This window comes from Pseudoalteromonas aurantia 208 (assembly GCF_014858725.1).
Lineage (GTDB): Bacteria > Pseudomonadota > Gammaproteobacteria > Enterobacterales > Alteromonadaceae > Pseudoalteromonas > Pseudoalteromonas aurantia.
In genome coordinates, this window is sequence record NZ_AQGV01000014.1 from 218448 (window position 1) to 240772 (window position 22325).

The 22325-nt window shown below is 44.7% G+C and carries 7 protein-coding genes; 2 read left to right on the forward strand and 5 right to left on the reverse strand.

Annotated features, from left to right (window positions below; genetic code table 11):
- Position 1: 1 nt before the first annotated feature.
- Positions 2–1261 (reverse strand): efflux RND transporter periplasmic adaptor subunit, encoded by a 1260-nt coding sequence (locus PAUR_RS18085; protein ID WP_192509217.1) that lies wholly within the window; start codon positions 1259–1261, stop codon positions 2–4.
- Between the two features lie 248 nt (positions 1262–1509).
- On the opposite strand from PAUR_RS18085, the gene PAUR_RS18090 reads away from it, so the two are divergent.
- The gene (locus PAUR_RS18090) at positions 1510–2913 is read left to right on the forward strand and encodes a sigma-54-dependent transcriptional regulator (protein ID WP_192509129.1); all 1404 of its coding nucleotides are present in this window, start codon (positions 1510–1512) and stop codon (positions 2911–2913) included.
- Between the two features lie 63 nt (positions 2914–2976).
- On the forward strand, positions 2977–4284 hold the full coding sequence (locus tag PAUR_RS18095) for a sensor histidine kinase (protein WP_192509218.1): 1308 nt from the start codon (positions 2977–2979) through the stop codon (positions 4282–4284).
- 61 nt (positions 4285–4345) lie between these two features.
- Here the strand turns inward: PAUR_RS18095 and PAUR_RS18100 are convergent, their stop codons facing one another.
- The 4 genes from PAUR_RS18100 to PAUR_RS18115 form a co-directional block, all read right to left on the reverse strand.
- The gene (locus PAUR_RS18100) at positions 4346–9931 is read right to left on the reverse strand and encodes a non-ribosomal peptide synthetase (protein WP_225738507.1); all 5586 of its coding nucleotides are present in this window, start codon (positions 9929–9931) and stop codon (positions 4346–4348) included.
- Positions 9912–10409, reverse strand: coding sequence for an AMP-binding protein (locus PAUR_RS18105; protein ID WP_263973708.1), 498 nt, complete (start codon positions 10407–10409; stop codon positions 9912–9914). The genes PAUR_RS18100 and PAUR_RS18105 overlap by 20 nt, the downstream gene beginning before the upstream one ends.
- Positions 10403–14890, reverse strand: coding sequence for a non-ribosomal peptide synthetase (locus tag PAUR_RS18110; RefSeq protein ID WP_192509132.1), 4488 nt, complete (start codon positions 14888–14890; stop codon positions 10403–10405). The genes PAUR_RS18105 and PAUR_RS18110 overlap by 7 nt, the downstream gene beginning before the upstream one ends.
- Positions 14891–15120: 230 nt before the next feature.
- Positions 15121–21834, reverse strand: coding sequence for a non-ribosomal peptide synthetase (locus PAUR_RS18115; RefSeq protein WP_192509133.1), 6714 nt, complete (start codon positions 21832–21834; stop codon positions 15121–15123).
- Between the last annotated feature and the right edge of the window lie 491 nt (positions 21835–22325).

Below are 22325 nucleotides of genomic sequence, written 5' to 3' on the forward strand. Positions count from 1 at the left end.
TTTATTGTTGTACGTTCAGATGTTCAGCTTTATCAAAACTACCGTAGCTTGATGTGATCACCTTATCGCCTGCCTCTAAACCGGCCAGCACTTCAAAGTAATCTTGATTTTTTTTACCTATACGAATGTCGCGTCGCACAGCTGAATCACCCGATTCGGTAAATACATAGGCCCAATTGCCGCCGGTACTGGTAAAAAATGCACCGCGATTAAGTAACAAGGCATCTTGTTTATTGCCGCCTAACATTAATTCAACCTCGATGCTCTGACCTCGTTTGATACTGTCAGTGCCAGTTGGCAAATCTACTTCAATTTGAAACTGTGATTGCTGTACACGACTGTCTATTTTACTCACTCCAGCCTCAACTATTTTGTTGTCAATCTGAACCATCACTGGCATATCTCGTTGAACTTGATTTAAGTAAAACTCATCTAAACGTACCACAAGCTTATATTCATTAGGAATATCGACCTGACCGAGGCGAGCGCCTCTGCTTTTTGACTCGCCAATCTCGACATCTAACTCGCTTAAGTACCCTGTGACTGGTGACTTAACCAACAAATTGTTTAGGTTATTTCTCGCAAACTGGAGATTTTTTTGCAACATTTTAGCACTGTCCTCCAACTGTGCGACTTGCACTTCACGTATCGAGTTTTCCTGCTTTTGTCTCTCTAGCGTCAGTTCTTTACGCGCCTTGTAATAAGAGAGGTCATCCTTGATCTCAGAGAGTTCATCCTTGGCTAATACCCCTTGTGAAACAAGAGAGTTAGACTGTTTATATCGACGCTCTAAGTGACTTATCTGCAAATCAATTTCAAGAATATCTCGACGCAAATTCAATCGATTTGTTTCCATATTCATTTGCGTATTACGTAAAAAATTCAATTGCTCTGTCACCTGAGCTTCACGACCCATCACATCTAATTGCAAATTCGTATTGCTTAAACGAACCAAGGGTTGTCCTTTTTGCACAAATTCACCTTGCTCCACCAATCGCTCCTCGACTTGGCCTCCAGCTATCGTATCAAGATAAACAGTTGTTTTTGGTACCACCTGACCTCTTAAACTTAATGCATCTTTAAACGCGCCTTGGCGCACAGTACTCACCGTAATACTTTGCTTTGATACTTTTTGACTGCGCCCTTCAGACCCCGTTTGACTAAACCCATAAGCCACAGCAGTCACACTGAGTACGGCTGCAACGATTGCCCCTTTTTTAAAATGCTTTTGTAATCCTGAGCGTTCTATTTTTTTATCCATCATTCAATTCCTGCTGATATTTGTTACTGACCGCTGATAACGGCATATGCAGTAGGTAATCCAAATTTCATGCCAAAATAAAAGGCGTATTATATCAATAAGTTACAAAAATAAATTTTAATATCCTTCATTAAGTGTCCGATAATAGAACACTACGACAATTCACCAGTGCCCAAAAATGGACATCCCATACTTAAACCAAGTAATATGACGCTAAGCTCACATAAAAACACAAAACAGGATCATTCATGAAGCAAGCGGGCTCTATTTTAGTTGTTGACGATAATCCGGATATTTTGATTGCAGCGCGACTCCTTTTGAAACAACATTATCAAGTTGTAAAAACAACAGATAACCCATTCGACATTGAAGGCATTATCAAGTCACACACAATTGAAGTTATTCTGCTAGACATGAACTTTACCCAAGATGCAATCAGTGGCAAAGAGGGATTTTATTGGCTAAAAAAAATCATCGCACAAGACCCTCGCATTGTTGTTCTTTTAATGACAGCTTATAGCGATATTCAACTTGCTGTAGACGCAATAAAAGCGGGCGCATCTGATTTTATTGCTAAGCCTTGGCAAAACGAGCAGTTGCTGGGCGCCGTCACTGCCGCATTCGCACATGCACAAGATAAGCAAAAAGTAGACAAACTCACACGACAAACACAAGGATTAAATCAAGCACTGAGCCAAAGTAAGAAAAGCGCCACATTTGATTTTTTAGGCCAAAGTGCCGCGATGCAACAGGTGTTTTCTACCATACAAAAAGCCGCACAAACCGATGCAAATATATTGATTTGTGGCGAGAGCGGCACCGGAAAAGAACTTGCAGCACAAGCAATCCATCAAGCCAGTTTACGTCACGAAAACCCATTAATTAGTCTCGATATGGGGGCTATTTCCGGCAATATTTTTGAGAGCGAATTATTTGGTCATAAAAAAGGCGCATTTACGGATGCCAAAACAGACAAAGTTGGTCGATTTGAGCTTGCCCATGGCGGTAGCTTATTTTTAGATGAACTGGGGAACCTGCCTCTGGCGCAGCAAGCAACACTCTTAGCAGCCCTGCAAAATAGGCAAGTTACACCGGTCGGTGGGACAAAGCCCATCGATGTCGATATTCGTTTGATCTGTGCAACCAATGATAATCTCACTGATGCCGTTAATGAAGAAAGATTTCGCCAAGATTTATTATATAGAATCAATACGATAGAAATCCGGATCCCCCCTTTAAGAGAGCGCATAGACGATATACCTCTACTGGTAAATTATTATTTAAAACACTATGCGCAAAAATATAAACGCGAACTCAGCATTAACGCTTCAGATATGGATGCACTTTGTCAGTATCCTTGGCCGGGAAATGTACGTGAACTAGCGCATGCAATTGAGCGCGCCGTAATTTTAAGTGATGCGGATACGCTAGATATAGGGACTGTCGTGGGCCAAACTCCGAAGTTAGAAAGCCCTCAAGCAAACACATCGCAGTCCACTACAGAATACGATACATTTGATTTAGAAATTTTAGAGCGACGCGCAGTACATGCCGCATTAAAGCACTATCAAGGTAACGTCAGTCATGCCGCAAAAGCACTAGGCTTAACGCGCGGTGCTATGTATCGCCGTTTAGAAAAGTATGATTTATAAACGCATTCTCAATAAGGCACACCCAAAGGAATCCTCAGCGTGATCAACACAACTTCCAACTCCATGCTTATCTTAGCCCTAAACCTTGCAGGTCTATGCATCTGTGCTAGTGCGTTAACTTACTTGTATATACAATATGGGTTTTCTGCAACATGGGTACTTATTTTACTCGTTGCCTTATCTTTAAGTGGATATATATTCTCATTATTTCAAAAGCACAATAAACGCTTAAGTCATGTAATAAAGGCACTCGCAAATGGTGACAGTACACTCGGGCTAGGTGTGCAAGACCCTATGAGGCAACACTTTGAAAAAGTTAAAAAACAAATGCAATCCGCTCGCTTTAGTGCAGAACAACAAGCACAGTTTTTACAAGCACTTTTGGTGCATGTTGATTTAGCTGTTTTGGTCTGTGACGATCAGGGAAATATCATAGAATCTAACCCAGCATCGGCTAAACTATTGGGTATATCGGCCAACCATTTGTCGCAACTCCAACATCTTGGCCAACTTGTTTTAGCAACAAATAAACGCCTTCGTAGCAGTGCACAATGGCAGCAAGGTGAGCAACAAGACACCTTGTCTATACAAGTAAGTGTTGCTGAAATACAAGGACAAATACGTAAGATTATTACGTTACACTCAATACATGATGCGTTGCTTCTAAAAGAGCAACAAGCCTATAAGCGATTAACGCAAGTACTAACTCATGAAGTAGCAAACTCAATCACCCCGTTATCGTCAATTGCTCAAACCTGCCATAGCTTGATACCAGACTCACTGACATTTACGGACCAAGAAGATAAACAAGATCTCAGTTTGGCGCTAACTACATTGGCATCGAGAACCAAGCATTTAGGTGAATTTATTGAACGCTTTAGAAATGTGAGTAGTTTACCCAGTCCAACACTTGCACCATTACAGCTACAGCCGCTACTAGAGCAAATAGTCTCACTACACAATAGTCAGCTTACTCAACATCACATTACTTGCTCAATTAGTATCAAAACATCGCAATTGATCATGCTAGACCTTGGGCAAATAGAACAAGTGCTGATCAATTTGTTTAAAAATGCCATTGAGGCCATAAAAATTGCCGAACAAAACTCATCAACCTCAAGCGAAGAGCGTTTGATCACGGTCACTTTGGACCAAAACAGTGCTCAACAAGTATATGTTGAAATTACTGATTCTGGTTTAGGTGTCGCCGAGCATGTTAGAGAGATGATATTCGTGCCATTTTTCACAACTAAACAACAAGGTTCAGGTATCGGCCTTAGTTTATCAAGACAGATTATGGTCAACCATGGTGGGGATTTAGTTTATGTTATACGGGAAAGGGGCGCCTGCTTTCGCTGTATTTTTGGTTAACGAGCAAGGCACAATTAAAGAACGTGCGTGCTCATTAGATTCAATGAGCACGCAAATTTAGTTACTTATTACAGCCTATTACAATAAAGCGAGATAATTCCTCCTGTTTCAATATCCCTTTGTGATCAGTATCTATCGTGATTGATTCAATGTTGTTCGCACTATGTTGTGCCATATAGTCATTATACGCTTGTAAACAATAAGGTGACGCGGCAGCATACGCACCTCTTAATACCACACCACTCGCCACAGTCGGGACGTAATTATCAAACCAATTTGTTTGCCTTTGAGCCAACAAATTAACGCGATCTAACAACTCACTATCAATAGTTTCATCTTTTCTATGACACTTATTCTCTACTGAGGCTACATGGCATGATTTAACCATTTGTATTGATTGCTCAAAATAAACATCAACAAAGGTAAGCTCTACTTGAAAACCATTACCACGAAGTATATTGGCCGCTTCTAAAGCCAGAACTCCGCCAAATGAATGACCTACCAATTGAATCACCATATCTGGCTTAACGGTTGCCGCAATCGCTTCAGCAAGCTGCTCTGCATTTTCAGTGAGGCTTTTAAATGGCTGCAAGCCATCGAGCAAGCCTCGATGTGGACAGCCATATACATTAATATTATGCGATGCAAGCGTCGAGGCTAACCAAGCAAAATCATGTTCAGTGCTTGCAACACCGGGTATTAAAAATACCGCTCTACGGTGCACTTGAATGTCCGACATCGCTCGGACTAATGCACCGTCAGCTTGCAATGATTTACCATTACATAATCGCGCCATAGCCTCAATGGTCACAGTACTAAAGAGATCATTAAGTGAAATCTCAACCCCAAAACGCTGCTTCATTTGCGCGCACAGACGCAACATTAATAACGAGTGACCCCCTATTTCAAAAAAGTTTGCCGTGGTGCTAATACCTGTCGCTTCTATGCCTAATAATTCAGACCAAATCTCAACCAGCCCTAATTCAGTCTCTGTTTGCGGGGCAACATAACCACCTTGCAGGGCTGCACCTTCGGCTGCTGGCAGCGCCCGTTTATCTACCTTGCCGTTTGGCGTCAACGGCCATTCATGCACCACCATCAAGACACTGGGTACCATATACTCAGGTAACTGTGCCGCTAACGCTGTTTTCACTTGCTCTATTAAGCTCGCTTGAGCACCGTCGTCTAGCACCGCTGGAGAGTGAATATAACCCACCAATTGCTGACTTGCGGCTAACTCCTTGGCCATCACTAAAGCTGACTCAACACCCGCTTGTTGTGCTAATTGTGTTTCAATCTCGCCAAGCTCAATTCTAAACCCACGGATTTTAACCTGATCATCTGTACGACCCATAAAGGCCAACTCACCATCCGGTAGATACCGGACTAAGTCTCCCGTACGATATAACCTTTTTGAACTATGTGGGTCATGCTCATCAAAATAAGGGTTATCAATAAACCGCTCTGCGGTTAAGCTCGGCTGATTTAAATAACCTCGGGCTAAACCATCCCCCCCTAAATACAACTCACCCGCTGAACCGTACGGTACAAGCCCTCGACACCCATCGTCACTTAACACATATGAGCGCATATACGATAAAGGCTTGCCAATATGAACCTCTGTGCCACTGACATGTGCCATCGTACTGTTCACGGTACATTCGGTTGGCCCGTACACATTACGGATCTCTATCCCTTCAGCGGTATAACCTGCCAAACGTTGCCATAATGCTTGGCTTATCGCTTCCCCTCCCACCAATAAATGTGGCGGTGTAAAATCGTGCCATGTATCGAGCCAGAATTGCAGCACACTCGGCGTGCAATCGAGTAATTCTATATGGTGTGATTGAATATAGTCTTGCAGTCGCTCTGGTTGCGTTTTGATATCTTCAGGCACCACAATTAATGTTCTGCCTGAGAATAAACACACGATCCCCTGTAAAGACGCATCAAAAACATAGCTGGCCCCCCAGCCAAATCGTGTCACACCGGTAAACCAATCAGACATTTCATGCATGAGCGCTTGCGCACTACGATGCTCGATCATCACCCCTTTGGGCTTACCTGTCGAACCCGACGTATAAATCACATACGCCAAATTACTGGACGATAACCCCAATGCCCCCTTATCTAAATTATCGGTACTGTAATGACCATACGGCGCTGCTTCTAAAGACACCAACGCACCCGTAAACTCGCTCAAGGCCGCAGCCCCTGCCCCCTGATGTAATACCAAGCTTAGCTGCGCATCCGCCAACATATAACTTAAACGCTCTTGCGGATAATGTGGGTCCAGTGGGACATACGCCCCACCCGCCTTCAAAATACCTAAAATCCCGACCACCATCTCCAACGAACGCTCCACACACAAGCCCACTAAACTGTCTGGTCGAATAGCATGATGCTCTCGCAGGTAATGCGCCAATTGGTTCGACTGCTCATTCAACTGCTTGTACGTCAGTGTTTTATCGGCAAAGACCACCGCAACCTTATCCGGCTGCTGCTGTGCTTGTTGTTCAAATAAGGTATGAATGCATGCCGCTTTATCGTATGCAATCTCCGTATTATTAAGCCCTGTCACTAAATGCGCTGTCTCTGACTCCGACAACATCGCCAAACTAGGTAACGCCACCGTCTCCTCTGTGACTTCACTCAAACTCGTTAATAAACGACACAAATGTGCGTTTAACCGCGCTATCGCTGCTTCACTGAATAAGCCAATATCATATGTCCAGTTGATACCAACACCCGCATCGCTCAAGGTCAGCTCAACATCAAGGTCAAACTTGGCCTGTACCGCATCGCTCTCATACGCGCTCATCTGCACCCCTGGTAGGGCGACTGACTCACCTTCATGATGCAAACCATAGTCTGTATTCGTTGTCATCATGATTTGGAATAACGGGCTATGTGCCTTACTTCGCGGTACCTTCAATCTATCTACTAACTGCTCAAATGGCACGTCTTGATGCGATTGCGCCTCTAAATGTACCGCTCTGATATGCTTAAAGTATTCCCCGACCGTGTGGTACCCCGTGTTCGCTCTGAGCACTAATGTGTTCACAAAAAACCCTATCAACGGCGTCAGCTCTGCCTGCATTCTATTGGCTACTGGCGTTCCTATCACAATGTCTGCGCTATTACTGTGTCTTGCTAGCAGCAAAGATAACGCACCATGTAATAACATAAATGGCGTTAATTGATATTGCTTCGCCACGGCTTGTAATTTCTCCCCCACAGTACTTGGCAATGAGCCCGATAATAACGCGCCCTCATACGCCTTTATGTCTGGTCTTGGGTAACACAGTGGTAAACTATGCACACCCGGTAACTCATCTAGCTGTTTCGTCCAATAATCTAATTGATTATCCAGTACCTCTCCCTCTAAATGCGTGTGTTGCCAATGTGCATAATCTGCATATTGGATTTCCAGCTCTGGTAATGGACTTGCTTTTCCTTGGCTATACGCGTCATATAACGCAAAGAACTCTTTGGCCAATACATCCATCGACCAGCCATCTGAGGCAATATGGTGCATATTAAATAGCAACACGCCTGCACTGTCAGCCGTTTTGATATAGCTGACACGCAGCATCACATCTTCTGCCAGATTAAACGCCTGCGTAAACTCACTGTCAACCAATGCTTTAACCGCGTGTGCTTGCATCTCACCAGTGAGATGAGATAGGTCTTCGACTGCCACCTCAAAGTGCACCGCTGACATCGCGCAAATCTGTTGCTTCGCTACCCCCGCCACTTCAATGTAGCGCGTTCGCAAAACTTCATGACGCGCAATGATGTCACTAAAAGCACGATTAACCACCGCGATATCAAGTGCGCCCTGCACTTCAAAAGCCATCGACATATTGTACTCAGCGGAGCCGCCTTGCAAGCTATCAATGAACCATAAACGCTGTTGCGCAAAAGACACCGGTTGGATATCTGAGGTGCGCGGTATAGCACGTAAAGGTGTACTGACCATCGCGTCGCAGTGATAGTCAGCCAATGTCAGTGCCAGTGCGGCCAAATTTGGGGTATCAAAAATCACTTGTACCGGTAATTCAACTGCAAAGCGCTGACGTATTTTTGCCATCAAACGAATACTCAATAATGAGTGGCCCCCCAACGCATAAAAGTTTGCCGTGGTGCTAATACCTGTCGCTTCTATTCCTAACAGTTCAGACCAAATCTCAACCAGCCCTAATTCAGTCTCTGTTTGCGGGGCAACATAACCTCCTTGCAGGGCTGCACCTTCAGGTGCTGGCAGCGCCCGTTTATCTACCTTGCCGTTTGGCGTCAACGGCCATTCATGCACCACCATCAAGACACTGGGTACCATATACTCGGGTAACTGTGCCGCTAACGCTGTTTTCACTTGCTCTATCAAGCTCGTTTGAGCACCATCGTCTAACACCGCTGGAGAATGAATATAACCCACTAACTGCTGACTGTCCGCGGTTCCATTGACTGTCACCACCGCTGACTCAACACCTGCTTGTTGTGTTAATTGTGTTTCAATCTCGCCAAGCTCAATTCTAAACCCTCGGATTTTAACCTGATCATCTGTACGACCCATAAAGGCCAACTCACCATCTGGTAAATACCGGACTAAGTCTCCCGTACGATATAATCTTTTTGAACTATGTGGGTCATGCTCATCAAAATAAGGGTTATCAATAAACCGCTCTGCGGTTAAGCTCGGCTGATTTAAATAACCTCGGGCTAAACCATCACCTCCTAAATATAACTCTCCAATACTGCCTTTGGGGCTGAGCGCTTGCTGATCATTTAATATGAAGAATTGTGTATTTGATATTGCCCGACCTATCGATGTCTGAGATAGCGCCTTAGCCCTCCATATAGAGCTACATATAGAGACTTCTGTTGGTCCATATGCATTGAAGAATTTAATGTCATGCACTAACCACTGATTTATCAACTCCGCAGAACAAAACTCGCCACCGACTACAACATGGCTAATGCTGTTCTTATGTTCAGGACTGACTAACTGCAACATAGATGGGGTCATCATGATATGTGTCACATCTTGGTGTTGTGTCAGCTCTTGTGCATAATCACCTGAACTCGCCAGTGTCATTGTTGCACCTGAACGCAAAGACATCCATATGACCCAAGTTGCCGCATCGAAGCCTATCGAAGTTGATTGAAAAAATACCGAGTTTGGCGTTAACTCAAAGGTTTCAGCATTATCAACCACGGTATTAACTAACCCTTGATGCTCAATCATCACTCCTTTGGGCTTACCTGTCGAACCCGACGTATAAATCACATACGCCAAATTACTGGACGATAACCCCAATGCCCCCTTATCTAAATTATCGGTACTGTAATGACCATACTGCGCTGCTTCTAAAGACACCAACGCACCCGTAAATTCGCTCAAGGCCGCAGCCCCTGCCCCCTGATGTAATACCAAGCTTAACTGCGCATCTGCCAACATATAACTTAAACGCTCTTGCGGGTAATGTGGGTCCAGTGGGACATACGCCCCACCCGCCTTCAAAATGCCTAAAATCCCGACCACCATCTCCAACGAGCGTTCCACACACAAGCCTACCAAACTGTCTGGCCGAATAGCATGATGTTCCCGTAGGTAATGCGCCTCTTTATTTGATTGCTCGTTCAGTTAACTCAAAGGTTTCAGCATTATCAACCACGGTATTAACTAACCCTTGATGCTCAATCATCACTCCTTTGGGCTTACCTGTCGAACCCGACGTATAAATCACATACGCCAAATTACTGGACGATAACCCCAATGCCCCCTTATCTAAATTATCGGTACTGTAATGACCATACTGCGCTGCTTCTAAAGACACCAACGCACCCGTAAATTCGCTCAAGGCCGCAGCCCCTGCCCCCTGATGTAATACCAAGCTTAACTGCGCATCTGCCAACATATAACTTAAACGCTCTTGCGGGTAATGTGGGTCCAGTGGGACATACGCCCCACCCGCCTTCAAAATGCCTAAAATCCCGACCACCATCTCCAACGAGCGTTCCACACACAAGCCTACCAAACTGTCTGGCCGAATAGCATGATGTTCCCGTAGGTAATGCGCCTCTTTATTTGATTGCTCGTTCAACTGCTTATACGTCAGCATTTTATCTGCAAAGACCACCGCAACCTTATCTGGTTGCTGCTGGGCTTGCTGCTCAAATAAGGTAACATAAATGGCGTTAATTGATATTGCTTCGCCACGGCTTGTAATTTCTCCCCCACGGCACTTGGCAATGAGCCCGATAATAACGCACCGTCATACGCCTTTATGTCTGGTCTTGGGTAACACAGTGGTAAACTATGCACACCCGGTAACTCATCTAGCTGTTTCGTCCAATAATCTAATTGATTATCCAGTACCTCTCCCTCTAAATGCGTGTGTTGCCAATGTGCATAATCTGCATATTGGATTTCCAGCTCTGGTAATGGGCTTACTTTTCCTTGGCTATACGCGTCATATAACGCAAAGAACTCTTTGGCCAATACATCCATCGACCAGCCATCTGAGGCAATATGGTGCATATTAAATAGCAGCACCCCTGCACTGTCAGCCGTTTTGATATAGCTGACACGCAGCATCACATCTTCTGCCAGATTAAACGCCTGCGTAAACTCACTGTCAACCAATGCTTTAACCGCGTGTGCTTGCATCTCACCAGTGAGATGAGATAGGTCTTCGACTGCCACCTCAAAGTGCACCGCTGACATCGCGCAAATCTGTTGCTTCGCTACCCCCGCCACTTCAATGTAGCGCGTTCGCAAAACTTCATGACGCGCAATGATGTCACTAAAAGCACGATTAACCACCGCGATATCGAGCGCGCCCTGCACTTCAAAAGCCATCGGCATATTGTACTCAGCGGAGCCGCCTTGCAAGCTATCAATGAACCATAAACGCTGTTGCGCAAAAGACACCGGTTGGATATCTGAGGTGCGCGGTATAGCACGTAAAGGTGTACTGACCATCGCGTCGCAGTGATAGTCAGCCAATGTCAGTGCCAATGCGGCCAAATTTGGGGTATCAAAAATCGCGATATCGAGCGCGCCTTGCACCTCAAAAGCCATCGGCATATTGTACTCAGCGGAGCCGCCTTGCAAGCTATCAATGAACCATAAACGCTGTTGCGCAAAAGACACCGGTTGGATATCTGAAGTGCGCGGTATGGCACGTAAAGGTGTACTGACCATCGCGTCGCAGTGATAGTCAGCCAATGTCAGTGCCAATGCGGCCAAATTTGGGGTATCAAAAATCACTTGTACCGGTAATTCAACTGCAAAGCGTTGACGTATTTTTGCCATCAAGCGAATACTCAATAATGAGTGACCCCCCAACGCGTAAAAGTTTGCCGTGCTGCTAATACCTGTCGCTTCTATGCCTAATAATTCAGACCAAATCTCAACCAGTCCTAATTCAGTCTCTGTTTGTGGGGCAACATAACCTCCTTGCAGGGCTGCACCTTCCGCTGCTGGCAGCGCCCGTTTATCTACCTTGCCGTTTGGCGTCAACGGCCATTCATGCACCACCATCAAGACACTGGGTACCATATACTCGGGTAACTGTGCCGCTAACGCTGTTTTCACTTGCTCTATCAAGCTCGTTTTAGCACCGTCGTCTAGCACCGCGGGTGAATGCATATAACCCACCAATTGCTGACTTCCGGCTAACTCCTTGGCCATCACTAAAGCTGATTCAACACCCGCTTGTTGTGCTAATTGTGTTTCAATCTCACCAAGCTCAATTCTAAACCCTCGGATTTTAACCTGATCATCTGTACGACCCATAAAGGCCAACTCACCATCCGGTAGATACCGGACTAAGTCTCCCGTACGATATAACCTTCTTGAACTATGTGGGTCATGCTCATCAAAATAAGGGTTATCAATAAACCGCTCTGCGGTTAAGCTCGGCTGATTTAAATAACCTCGGGCTAAACCATCTCCCCCTAAATACAACTCACCCGCTGAGCCGTACGGTACAAGCCCTCGACGCCCGTCGTCACTTAACACATATGAGCGCATATACGATAAAGGCTTGCCAATATGAACCTCTGTGCCACTGACATGTGCCATCGTACTGTTCACGGTACATTCGGTTGGCCCGTACACATTACGGATCTCTATCCCTTTAGCGGTATACCCTGCCAAACGTTGCCATAATGCTTGGCTTATTGCTTCCCCTCCCACCAATAAATGTGGCGGTGTAAAATCGTGCCATGTATCGAGCCAGAATTGCAGCACACTCGGCGTGCAATCGAGTAATTCTATATGGTGTGATTGAATATAGTCTTGCAGTCGCTCTGGTTGCGTTTTGATATCTTCAGGCACCACGATTAATGTTCTGCCTGAGAATAAACACACGATCCCCTGTAAAGACGCATCAAAAACATAGCTGGCCCCCCAGCCAAATCGTGTCACACCGGTAAACCAATCAGACATTTCATGCATGAGCGCTTGCGCACTACGATGCTCGATCATCACCCCTTTGGGCTTACCTGTCGAACCCGACGTATAAATCACATACGCCAAATTACTGGACGATAACCCCAATGCCCCCTTATCTAAATTATCGGTACTGTAATGACCATACTGCGCTGCTTCTAAAGACACCAACGCACCCGTAAATTCGCTCAAGGCCGCAGCCCCTGCCCCCTGATGTAATACCAAGCTTAACTGCGCATCTGCCAACATATAACTTAAACGCTCTTGCGGGTAATGTGGGTCCAGTGGGACATACGCCCCACCCGCCTTCAAAATGCCTAAAATCCCGACCACCATCTCCAACGAGCGTTCCACACACAAGCCCACTAAACTGTCTGGTCGAATAGCATGATGCTCTCGCAGGTAATGCGCCAATTGGTTCGACTGCTCATTCAACTGCTTGTACGTCAGTGTTTTATCGGCAAAGACCACCGCAACCTTATCCGGCTGCTGCTGTGCTTGTTGTTCAAATAAGGTATGAATGCATGCCGCTTTATCGTATGCAATCTCCGTATTATTAAGCCCTGTCACTAAATGCGCTGTCTCTGACTCCGACAACATCGCCAAACTAGGCAACGCCACCGTCTCTTCTGTGACTTCACTCAAACTCGTTAATAAACGACACAAGTGTGCGTTTAACCGCGCTATCGCTGCTTCACTGAATAAGCCAATATCATATGTCCAGTTAATACCCACCCCCGCATCGCTCAAGGTCAGCTCAACATCAAGGTCAAACTTGGCCTGTACCGCATCACTCTCATACGCGCTCATCTGCACCCCTGGTAGGGCGACTGACTCACCTTCATGATGCAAACCATAGTCTGTATTCGTTGTCATCATGATTTGGAATAACGGGCTATGTGCCTTACTTCGCGGTACCTTCAATCTATCTACTAACTGCTCAAATGGCACGTCTTGATGCGATTGCGCCTCTAAATGTACCGCTCTGATATGCTTAAAGTATTCCCCGACCGTGTGGTACCCCGTGTTCGCTCTGAGCACTAATGTGTTCACAAAAAACCCTATCAACGGCGTCAGCTCTGCCTGCATTCTATTGGCTACTGGCGTTCCTATCACAATGTCTGCGCTATTACTGTGTCTTGCTAGCAGCAAAGATAACGCACCATGTAATAACATAAATGGCGTTAATTGATATTGCTTCGCCACGGCTTGTAATTTCTCCCCCACAGTACTTGGCAATGAGCCCGATAATAACGCGCCCTCATACGCCTTTATTTCTGGTCTTGGGTAACACAGTGGTAAACTATGCACACCCGGTAACTCATCTAGCTGTTTCGTCCAATAATCTAATTGATTATCCAGTACCTCTCCCTCTAAATGCGTGTGTTGCCAATGTGCATAATCTGCATATTGGATTTCCAGCTCTGGTAATGGGCTTACTTTTCCTTGGCTATACGCGTCATATAACGCAAAGAACTCTTTGGCCAATACATCCATCGACCAGCCATCTGAGGCAATATGGTGCATATTAAATAGCAACACGCCTGCACTGTCAGCCGTTTTGATATAGCTGACACGCAGCATCACATCTTCTGCCAGATTAAACGCCTGCGTAAACTCACTGTCAACCAATGCTTTAACCGCGTGTGCTTGCATCTCACCAGTGAGATGAGATAGGTCTTCGACTGCCACCTCAAAGTGCACCGCTGACATCGCGCAGATCTGTTGCTTCGCTACCCCCGCCACTTCAATGTAGCGCGTTCGCAAAACTTCATGACGCGCAATGATGTCACTAAAAGCACGATTAACCACCGCGATATCGAGCGCGCCCTGCACTTCAAAAGCCATCGGCATGTTGTACTCAGCGGAGCCCCCTTGTAAGCTATCAATGAACCATAAGCGCTGTTGCGCAAAAGAACATACTTCTAAGGTTTCGTGATTGTCATGGACTCTCCTCACAATTTTGTTGTGAGTCAGCTCCAGTTCTTTTTTCTGTAAATAACTTAACAAAGCCTCTTTATTATTTTTGATCAAGATAATTGTATCCTGATCTAAGCGTCCTTTGGAAGATTTGGCTTTCAGTTTGCCCTCATCGATATACAGCAAAGTTCCTTCAGAAATCAGTTTTGAATAGAGCTCGTTCATATTAATCACGTCACCTTAGATTTTTGTTATTGATGTCTCTCAAAATAAATGAAATTACATATCCGTTATGCTTAAAATTTATTGGTTCACTAATACGATCACCAAATTACTTTTCGAGAGATTTTTATAAAGTTTATTCTTCGTTATGTTTCTTAAGTCGAGGCATAATAAGTAATGCACTGTCGCAAAAGCTCAGTGCATTACTTAACTTATCTCATGAGTCCATATCATTAAAACTCATATTCAGTGGCATCTTCTGATTCCAATAAGGCCTGCTGTAAGAGTTCTTCAGCTTTTTGGTGCTCGCACAAGTTACACAAATCTGAAATACTTGCTATATCATAAAGGTCTTTTAACTCAATGTGCGTATAACCAACCTCCTTCAATTGAGCAAGAAAGCGCACCACTAATAGAGAGTGGCCACCTAAATCAAAGAAGTTTGCATTGACACTTATATGCTCAGCATCGATATAAAGCAATTTAGATATCAAATCGATAATTAACCGCTCTGTATCCGTTGTTGGTGCAACGTAATCATGGAGCAATACACTCTCTGCCACTGGCAATGCCCGTTTATCGACTTTACCATTTGGCGTCAACGGCCATTCATGCACTACCACAAAAGCACTGGGTACCATATATTCTGGTAATTGCTCAGTTAAAGTGCTCTTTACTTGCTTCATAAATAACATGTGTTCTTGTGTTTCAAGTCGCTCCGATGGCTGAATATAAGCGACTAATTGTTTACCACCGGCCACCATTTTCGTCATCACTAAGGCTGACTCAACTCGTTGCTGCTGCACTAATTGTGCTTCGACTTCACCAAGTTCAACCCTAAATCCACGAATTTTGACTTGATCATCCGCACGGCCAATGAACTCTAGCGTACCGTCGGCTAAATACCTTACCAAATCTCCCGTACGATATATTCGTTGTGAACTATGTGGATCATTAGCATTAAAATAGGGGTTTTCAATAAACTGCTCTGTTGTAAGTGCTGCGCGGTTTAAATAACCTCGAGCCAACCCATCCCCTCCAATATATAATTCCCCAACAGCACCAAAAGGGACAAGTTCAGTATTCAAATCAAGTATAAGTAACTGATTGTTAATGTTTGGCTGTCCGATAGAGACCGTGCTACATTTTGCATCTGCTTCAGATGTACAATACGTTGACGCTGTAATCGTTGCCTCTGTTGGGCCATATGTATTCATGAGTTGAACATGACGACCCAGCTTTTGATAATGGTGAGATACTGTGGATGGTGTTAATGCCTCACCCCCAACAATGACTAACCTTATCGATGTGTTTGTAAAGACCCCTTTATCAACCAATAATTGCGCCCAAAATGCCGTGGGTAAACTGACTACAGAGACTGTATTCTGCGTGCAAAAATTGATAAATTCCTGTAATCCTTGTCTGCACTCGTCATTACTGATAACTAATCGGGCTCCCTGACACAATGTACCGAAGAACTCTTCAACAAAGATATCAAAGCAAATATTTGAAAACTGCAACACAGCATCATTATCATCGACATTATAAGTTTCACGAATATGCTCTTGGTAGTTAGCTAAAGCACGATGCTCGATCATCACCCCTTTGGGCTTACCTGTCGAACCCGACGTATAAATCACATACGCCAAATTACTGGACGATAACCCCAATGCCCCCTTATCTAAATTATCGGTACTGTAATGACCATACTGCGCTGCTTCTAAAGACACCAACGCACCCGTAAATTCGCTCAAGGCCGCAGCCCCTGCCCCCTGATGTAATACCAAGCTTAACTGCGCATCCGCCAACATATAACTTAAACGCTCTTGCGGGTAATGTGGGTCCAGTGGGACATACGCCCCACCCGCCTTCAAAATGCCTAAAATCCCGACCACCATCTCCAACGAGCGTTCCACACACAAGCCCACTAAACTGTCTGGTCGAATAGCATGATGCTCTCGCAGGTAATGCGCCAATTGGTTCGACTGCTCATTCAACTGCTTGTACGTCAGTGTTTTATCGGCAAAGACCACCGCAACCTTATCCGGCTGCTGCTGTGCTTGTTGTTCAAATAAGGTATGAATGCATGCCGCTTTATCGTATGCAATCTCCGTATTATTAAGCCCTGTCACTAAATGCGCTGTCTCTGACTCCGACAACATCGCCAAACTAGGCAACGCCACCGTCTCTTCTGTGACTTCACTCAAACTCGTTAATAAACGACACAAGTGTGCGTTTAACCGCGCTATCGCTGCTTCACTGAATAAGCCAATATCATATGTCCAGTTAATACCCACCCCCGCATCGCTCAAGGTCAGCTCAACATCAAGGTCAAACTTGGCCTGTACCGCATCACTCTCATACGCGCTCATCTGCACCCCTGGTAGGGCGACTGACTCACCTTCATGATGCAAACCATAGTCTGTATTCGTTGTCATCATGATTTGGAATAACGGGCTATGTGCCTTACTTCGCGGTACCTTCAATCTATCTACTAACTGCTCAAATGGCACGTCTTGATGCGATTGCGCCTCTAAATGTACCGCTCTGATATGCTTAAAGTATTCCCCGACCGTGTGGTACCCCGTGTTCGCTCTGAGCACTAATGTGTTCACAAAAAACCCTATCAACGGCGTCAGCTCTGCCTGCATTCTATTGGCTACTGGCGTTCCTATCACAATGTCTGCGCTATTACTGTGTCTTGCTAGCAGCAAAGATAACGCACCATGTAATAACATAAATGGCGTTAATTGATATTGCTTCGCCACGGCTTGTAATTTCTCCCCCACAGTACTTGGCAATGAGCCCGATAATAACGCGCCCTCATACGCCTTTATGTCTGGTCTTGGGTAACACAGTGGTAAACTATGCACACCCGGTAACTCATCTAGCTGTTTCGTCCAATAATCTAATTGATTATCCAGTACCTCTCCCTCTAAATGCGTGTGTTGCCAATGTGCATAATCTGCATATTGGATTTCCAGCTCTGGTAATGGGCTTACTTTTCCTTGGCTATACGCGTCATATAACGCAAAGAACTCTTTGGCCAATACATCCATCGACCAGCCATCTGAGGCAATATGGTGCATATTAAATAGCAACACGCCTGCACTGTCAGCCGTTTTGATATAGCTGACACGCAGCATTACATCTTCTGCCAGATTAAACGCCTGCGTAAACTCACGGTCAACCAATGCTTTAACCGCGTGTGCTTGCATCTCACCAGTGAGATGAGATAGGTCTTCGACTGCCACCTCAAAGTGCACCGCTGACATCGCGCAGATCTGTTGCTTCGCTACCCCCGCCACTTCAATGTAGCGCGTTCGCAAAACTTCATGACGCGCAATGATGTCACTAAAAGCACGATTAACCACCGCGATATCGAGCGCGCCCTGCACTTCAAAAGCCATCGGCATATTGTACTCAGCGGAGCCGCCTTGCAAGCTATCAATGAACCATAAACGCTGTTGCGCAAAAGACACCGGTTGGATATCTGAGGTGCGCGGTATAGCACGTAAAGGTGTACTGACCATCGCGTCGCAGTGATAGTCAGCCAATGTCAGTGCCAGTGCGGCCAAATTTGGGGTATCAAAAATTACTTGTACCGGTAATTCAACTGCAAAGCGCTGACGTATTTTTGCCATCAAACGAATACTCAATAATGAGTGGCCCCCCAACGCATAAAAGTTTGCCGTGGTGCTAATACCTGTCGCTTCTATTCCTAACAGTTCAGACCAAATCTCAACCAGCCCTAATTCCGTCTCTGTTTGTGGGGCAACATACTCTGTTTCTAAACTCTGACTCTCGATCGCTGGTAAAGCCTTCCTATCTACTTTACCATTCGATGTAAGTGGCCATTCACTTACAACCACAAATAGACTCGGCACCATATGCTCTGGTAAAGCACGACCCAGTGACGCTTTTATATCTGCTACAAAGGTACTCTTATCATCTTCTAGTAACGTATCTGTTGGTTTGACATAGCCTATCAACTGCATTGATCCCGCCACCTCCTTGGCCATCACCAACGCAGAATCAACCAAAGGCGCATTCCCTAACTGATGCTCTATTTCTCCTAACTCTATACGTAGCCCACGGATCTTCACTTGATGGTCGATTCGACCTTGATATTCTATTTCACCATCTTCTCTAACGCGTGCTAAGTCACCTGTTTTATACAATCGCGGTGAACTATGTGGCAAACCCGCATCTAAATAGGGATTATCGATAAACCGTGCTTGCGTTAGCGCGGCTTGGTTCAAATAACCTCGCGCCAATCCATCTCCCCCGATATGCAGCTCTCCTATCGCACCCTGTGGCACCACATTTAAATGCGGATCTAACACCATCAACTGAATATTATCTATGGCTTTTCCTATCGGAACACCCCGACTAATGTCACCCGCACAATCCCAATAACTCACATCTATCGCCGCTTCCGTCGGACCATATAAATTATGTAACTCTGCCGTCGGTAAGTTGTCTCTAAATGCCTTTACATGACCCTGTTGTAGCGCTTCACCACTACAAAAAACTTGTTTCACACTGCCACTATTTTTAAACCCGCTATGCTCTAAAATAACCCCTAACATCGAAGGCACGAAGTGCATTTTTGTGATCCCTTGAGATTGGATCAACTCACACAAATACTCTGGGTCTTTATGGCCATCGGGTTTAGCCACCACAAGCTGCCCACCATATGCCAATGTCCACACAAACTCCCACACCGACACATCAAAGCTGTAAGGGGTTTTTTGCAGCACTTTATCCTCCGCAGTCATCCCATACTTATTGTGCATCCAGTGGATCCGATTAAACAATGCTTGGTGCTCTACCATCACACCTTTAGGCTGCCCTGTTGAACCTGATGTATAAATTACGTAAGCCAAATTCCGTGATAACACCTCTGAGTTCTCGTCATTGTCCGCCGATACAGGCTCAAAGAGCGCTTTATCATCTAATGCAATAAGCTCACCAGTAAAGTCCCCTAGTTGCTGCGTGGTATCGCCTTGGGTTAATACCACAGATAATTCAGCATCCTCTAGCATATAGTTCAAACGCGCCTGTGGGTAACTTGGGTCTAATGGCACATATGCGCCGCCGGCCTTCAAAATACCTAAAATTCCTATCACCATTTCCAGCGAGCGTTCCACACACAAGCCTACCAAACTGTCTGGCCGAATAGCATGATGTTCCCGTAGGTAATGCGCCACTTTATTTGATTGCTCGTTCAACTGCTTATACGTCAGCATTTTATCTGCAAAGACCACCGCAACCTTATCTGGTTGCTGCTGGGCTTGCTGCTCAAATAAGGTATGAATACAGGCTGTTTTATCGTACGCCACTGATGTCTCATTTAATGTATGAGTCAAATGGTAAACTTCCTCTTGCGCCAACATGGGTAACGAATGAATGGCATACTCAGGCTGTGCTTGCAATGTGCTTAATGCAGATAACAGTGTACATAAATGCTGATTTAGCTGGGTAATATGGGCATGCGTAAACAAACTGGTATCATATTCCCATGTTAAGCCCAGCCCCATATCACTGAGACTCATATCAATGTCTAAATCATATTTAGCGCGAATAAAGTCACTCTGGTAGGTTTGTAACTCGACATGAGGCAATTGAAATGACTTTGTGCTGCTGTCATCGTGAATACCATAATCGCTATTGGTGGTCATGACTATCTGGAATAAAGGGCCGTGCAATGAACTACGGGGGATTTTTAAACGTTCTACTAGCTTCTCAAAAGGCACATCCTGATTTGATTGCGCATCTAAGTGTACTTGCCTGATATGCGAAAAATATGCGCTCAGCGTATCATGATTGGTATTTGCTCTGAGCACCAATGTATTGGCAAAAAACCCAATCAAAGGGTTTGTCTCTGACTGCAACCGGTTTGCAACTGGGGTACCAATAACAATATCAGCGCTATTACTGTGCCGAGCCAACAATAATGAAAGCGCACCATGTAATAACATAAAAGGGGTCAATTGATGCGCATTTGCTACCGCTTGTAATTGAGTTGCAATATGCGCTGATAACTGCCCTTGCACAATCGCTACTTTACGCTCTTTTTCATTTGAACGGGCTTTATCTAAAGGCAGAGTATGCTCTGCGGGTACATCCGCTAATTGTTGCACCCAATAATTGAGCTGCTTTTCAAGTACTCCCCCTTCTAAATAGGTTCTTTGCCACTGTGCATAATCACTATATTGAATATCTAACGGGGCCAATCCACTTTCTAGGCCCTCGCTATAAGCATGGTAGAGGGTAAAAAACTCTTTTAGAAGTACTTCCATTGACCAACCATCAGAAGCGATGTGGTGCATATTCAGCAGTAGCACACCTGACTCTGAGGTCTGTTTGATATACCCGACACGAAGCATCACGTCTTGTTTTAAGTTAAATACCTGACGGGTCAATCGGGTCGCTTGTTCTGCAACTTCTGACGTTAACGTCTCACCTGTGAGATGGGTTAAATCTATCTGTGTAATATTGAAATCAACCTCAGACATCGCACGAACGACCTGATATGTCTCTCCTTGCACTTCCCGATATACAGTGCGCAGTACTTCATGACGTTCAATGATGGTGCTAAATACTCGGGTTAATAAGGGGAGATCCAACTCTCCCGACACCTCAAAAGCGATGGGCATATTATATTCTGTCGTGCCCTCTTGAAGGTTATCAATGAACCATAGTCGCTGCTGTGAATACGATAACGGGATATTCACTTCGTGAGTGGGGTGCTTAATTATCTTTTTATATCCGTTGGTATTTATATAATAAACAATCTGTTCTTTGTGCTGCTTTATCCGTTGGATCAGTGCGGGGTCTGGCTGCTCACTGTCAAAGCCTACCTTTAACTGATCATTATCAACTACTTCAAATGAGAATAGCGCCTCTGAACACTCCGCTATCAAGTCTTTAATATTTTCCACTGAAACTCTACCCTTAATATTTAAAATAGCCCTATTCTTAATGACGGTTACCCACACTGCGAACAAAACTTAATCGTGATATTACATCTATAATAATGTGTTGTGACGCTCATCCTATCCGTTGCGATATGTCGCAGCAGCCACGTAAATTCCAATAACTAAAAAATAATCAGCATGCTTTTAAGTCTTCTCGGCGAAAGCTTAACTTGCTCATTTATCCTCTTCAATTCCTCATACCCATAAATTAATGTGAATTGTTGTAATAACATCGACTAAACAAAGCTTCACAAAAGCAATAATGCCAAAATACGCACAACCGTTGCCTAGTTTCGATTCTTGTATGTTCTTATTCTATTCAATAAACAACAACTACTTTATAGGAACCTAGCATTTAACTGATATCTAATTGCATCAACTTATGACTCACCTTATGGCACTCTTACGGTCGCTTTAGTCATAATTGAATAAATTATAAATCACCGATATTTATA

Excerpts from the sequence above, each read along its gene's own strand:
- PAUR_RS18085 (WP_192509217.1), bottom strand. The coding sequence starts at position 1,261 with ATGGATAAAAAAATAGAACGCTCAGGATTACAAAAGCATTTTAAAAAA.
- PAUR_RS18090 (WP_192509129.1), top strand. The coding sequence starts at position 1,510 with ATGAAGCAAGCGGGCTCTATTTTAGTTGTTGACGATAATCCGGATATT.
- PAUR_RS18095 (WP_192509218.1), top strand. The coding sequence starts at position 2,977 with ATGCTTATCTTAGCCCTAAACCTTGCAGGTCTATGCATCTGTGCTAGT.
- PAUR_RS18105 (WP_263973708.1), bottom strand. The coding sequence starts at position 10,409 with ATGCTGACGTATAAGCAGTTGAACGAGCAATCAAATAAAGAGGCGCAT.
- PAUR_RS18110 (WP_192509132.1), bottom strand. The coding sequence starts at position 14,890 with ATGAACGAGCTCTATTCAAAACTGATTTCTGAAGGAACTTTGCTGTAT.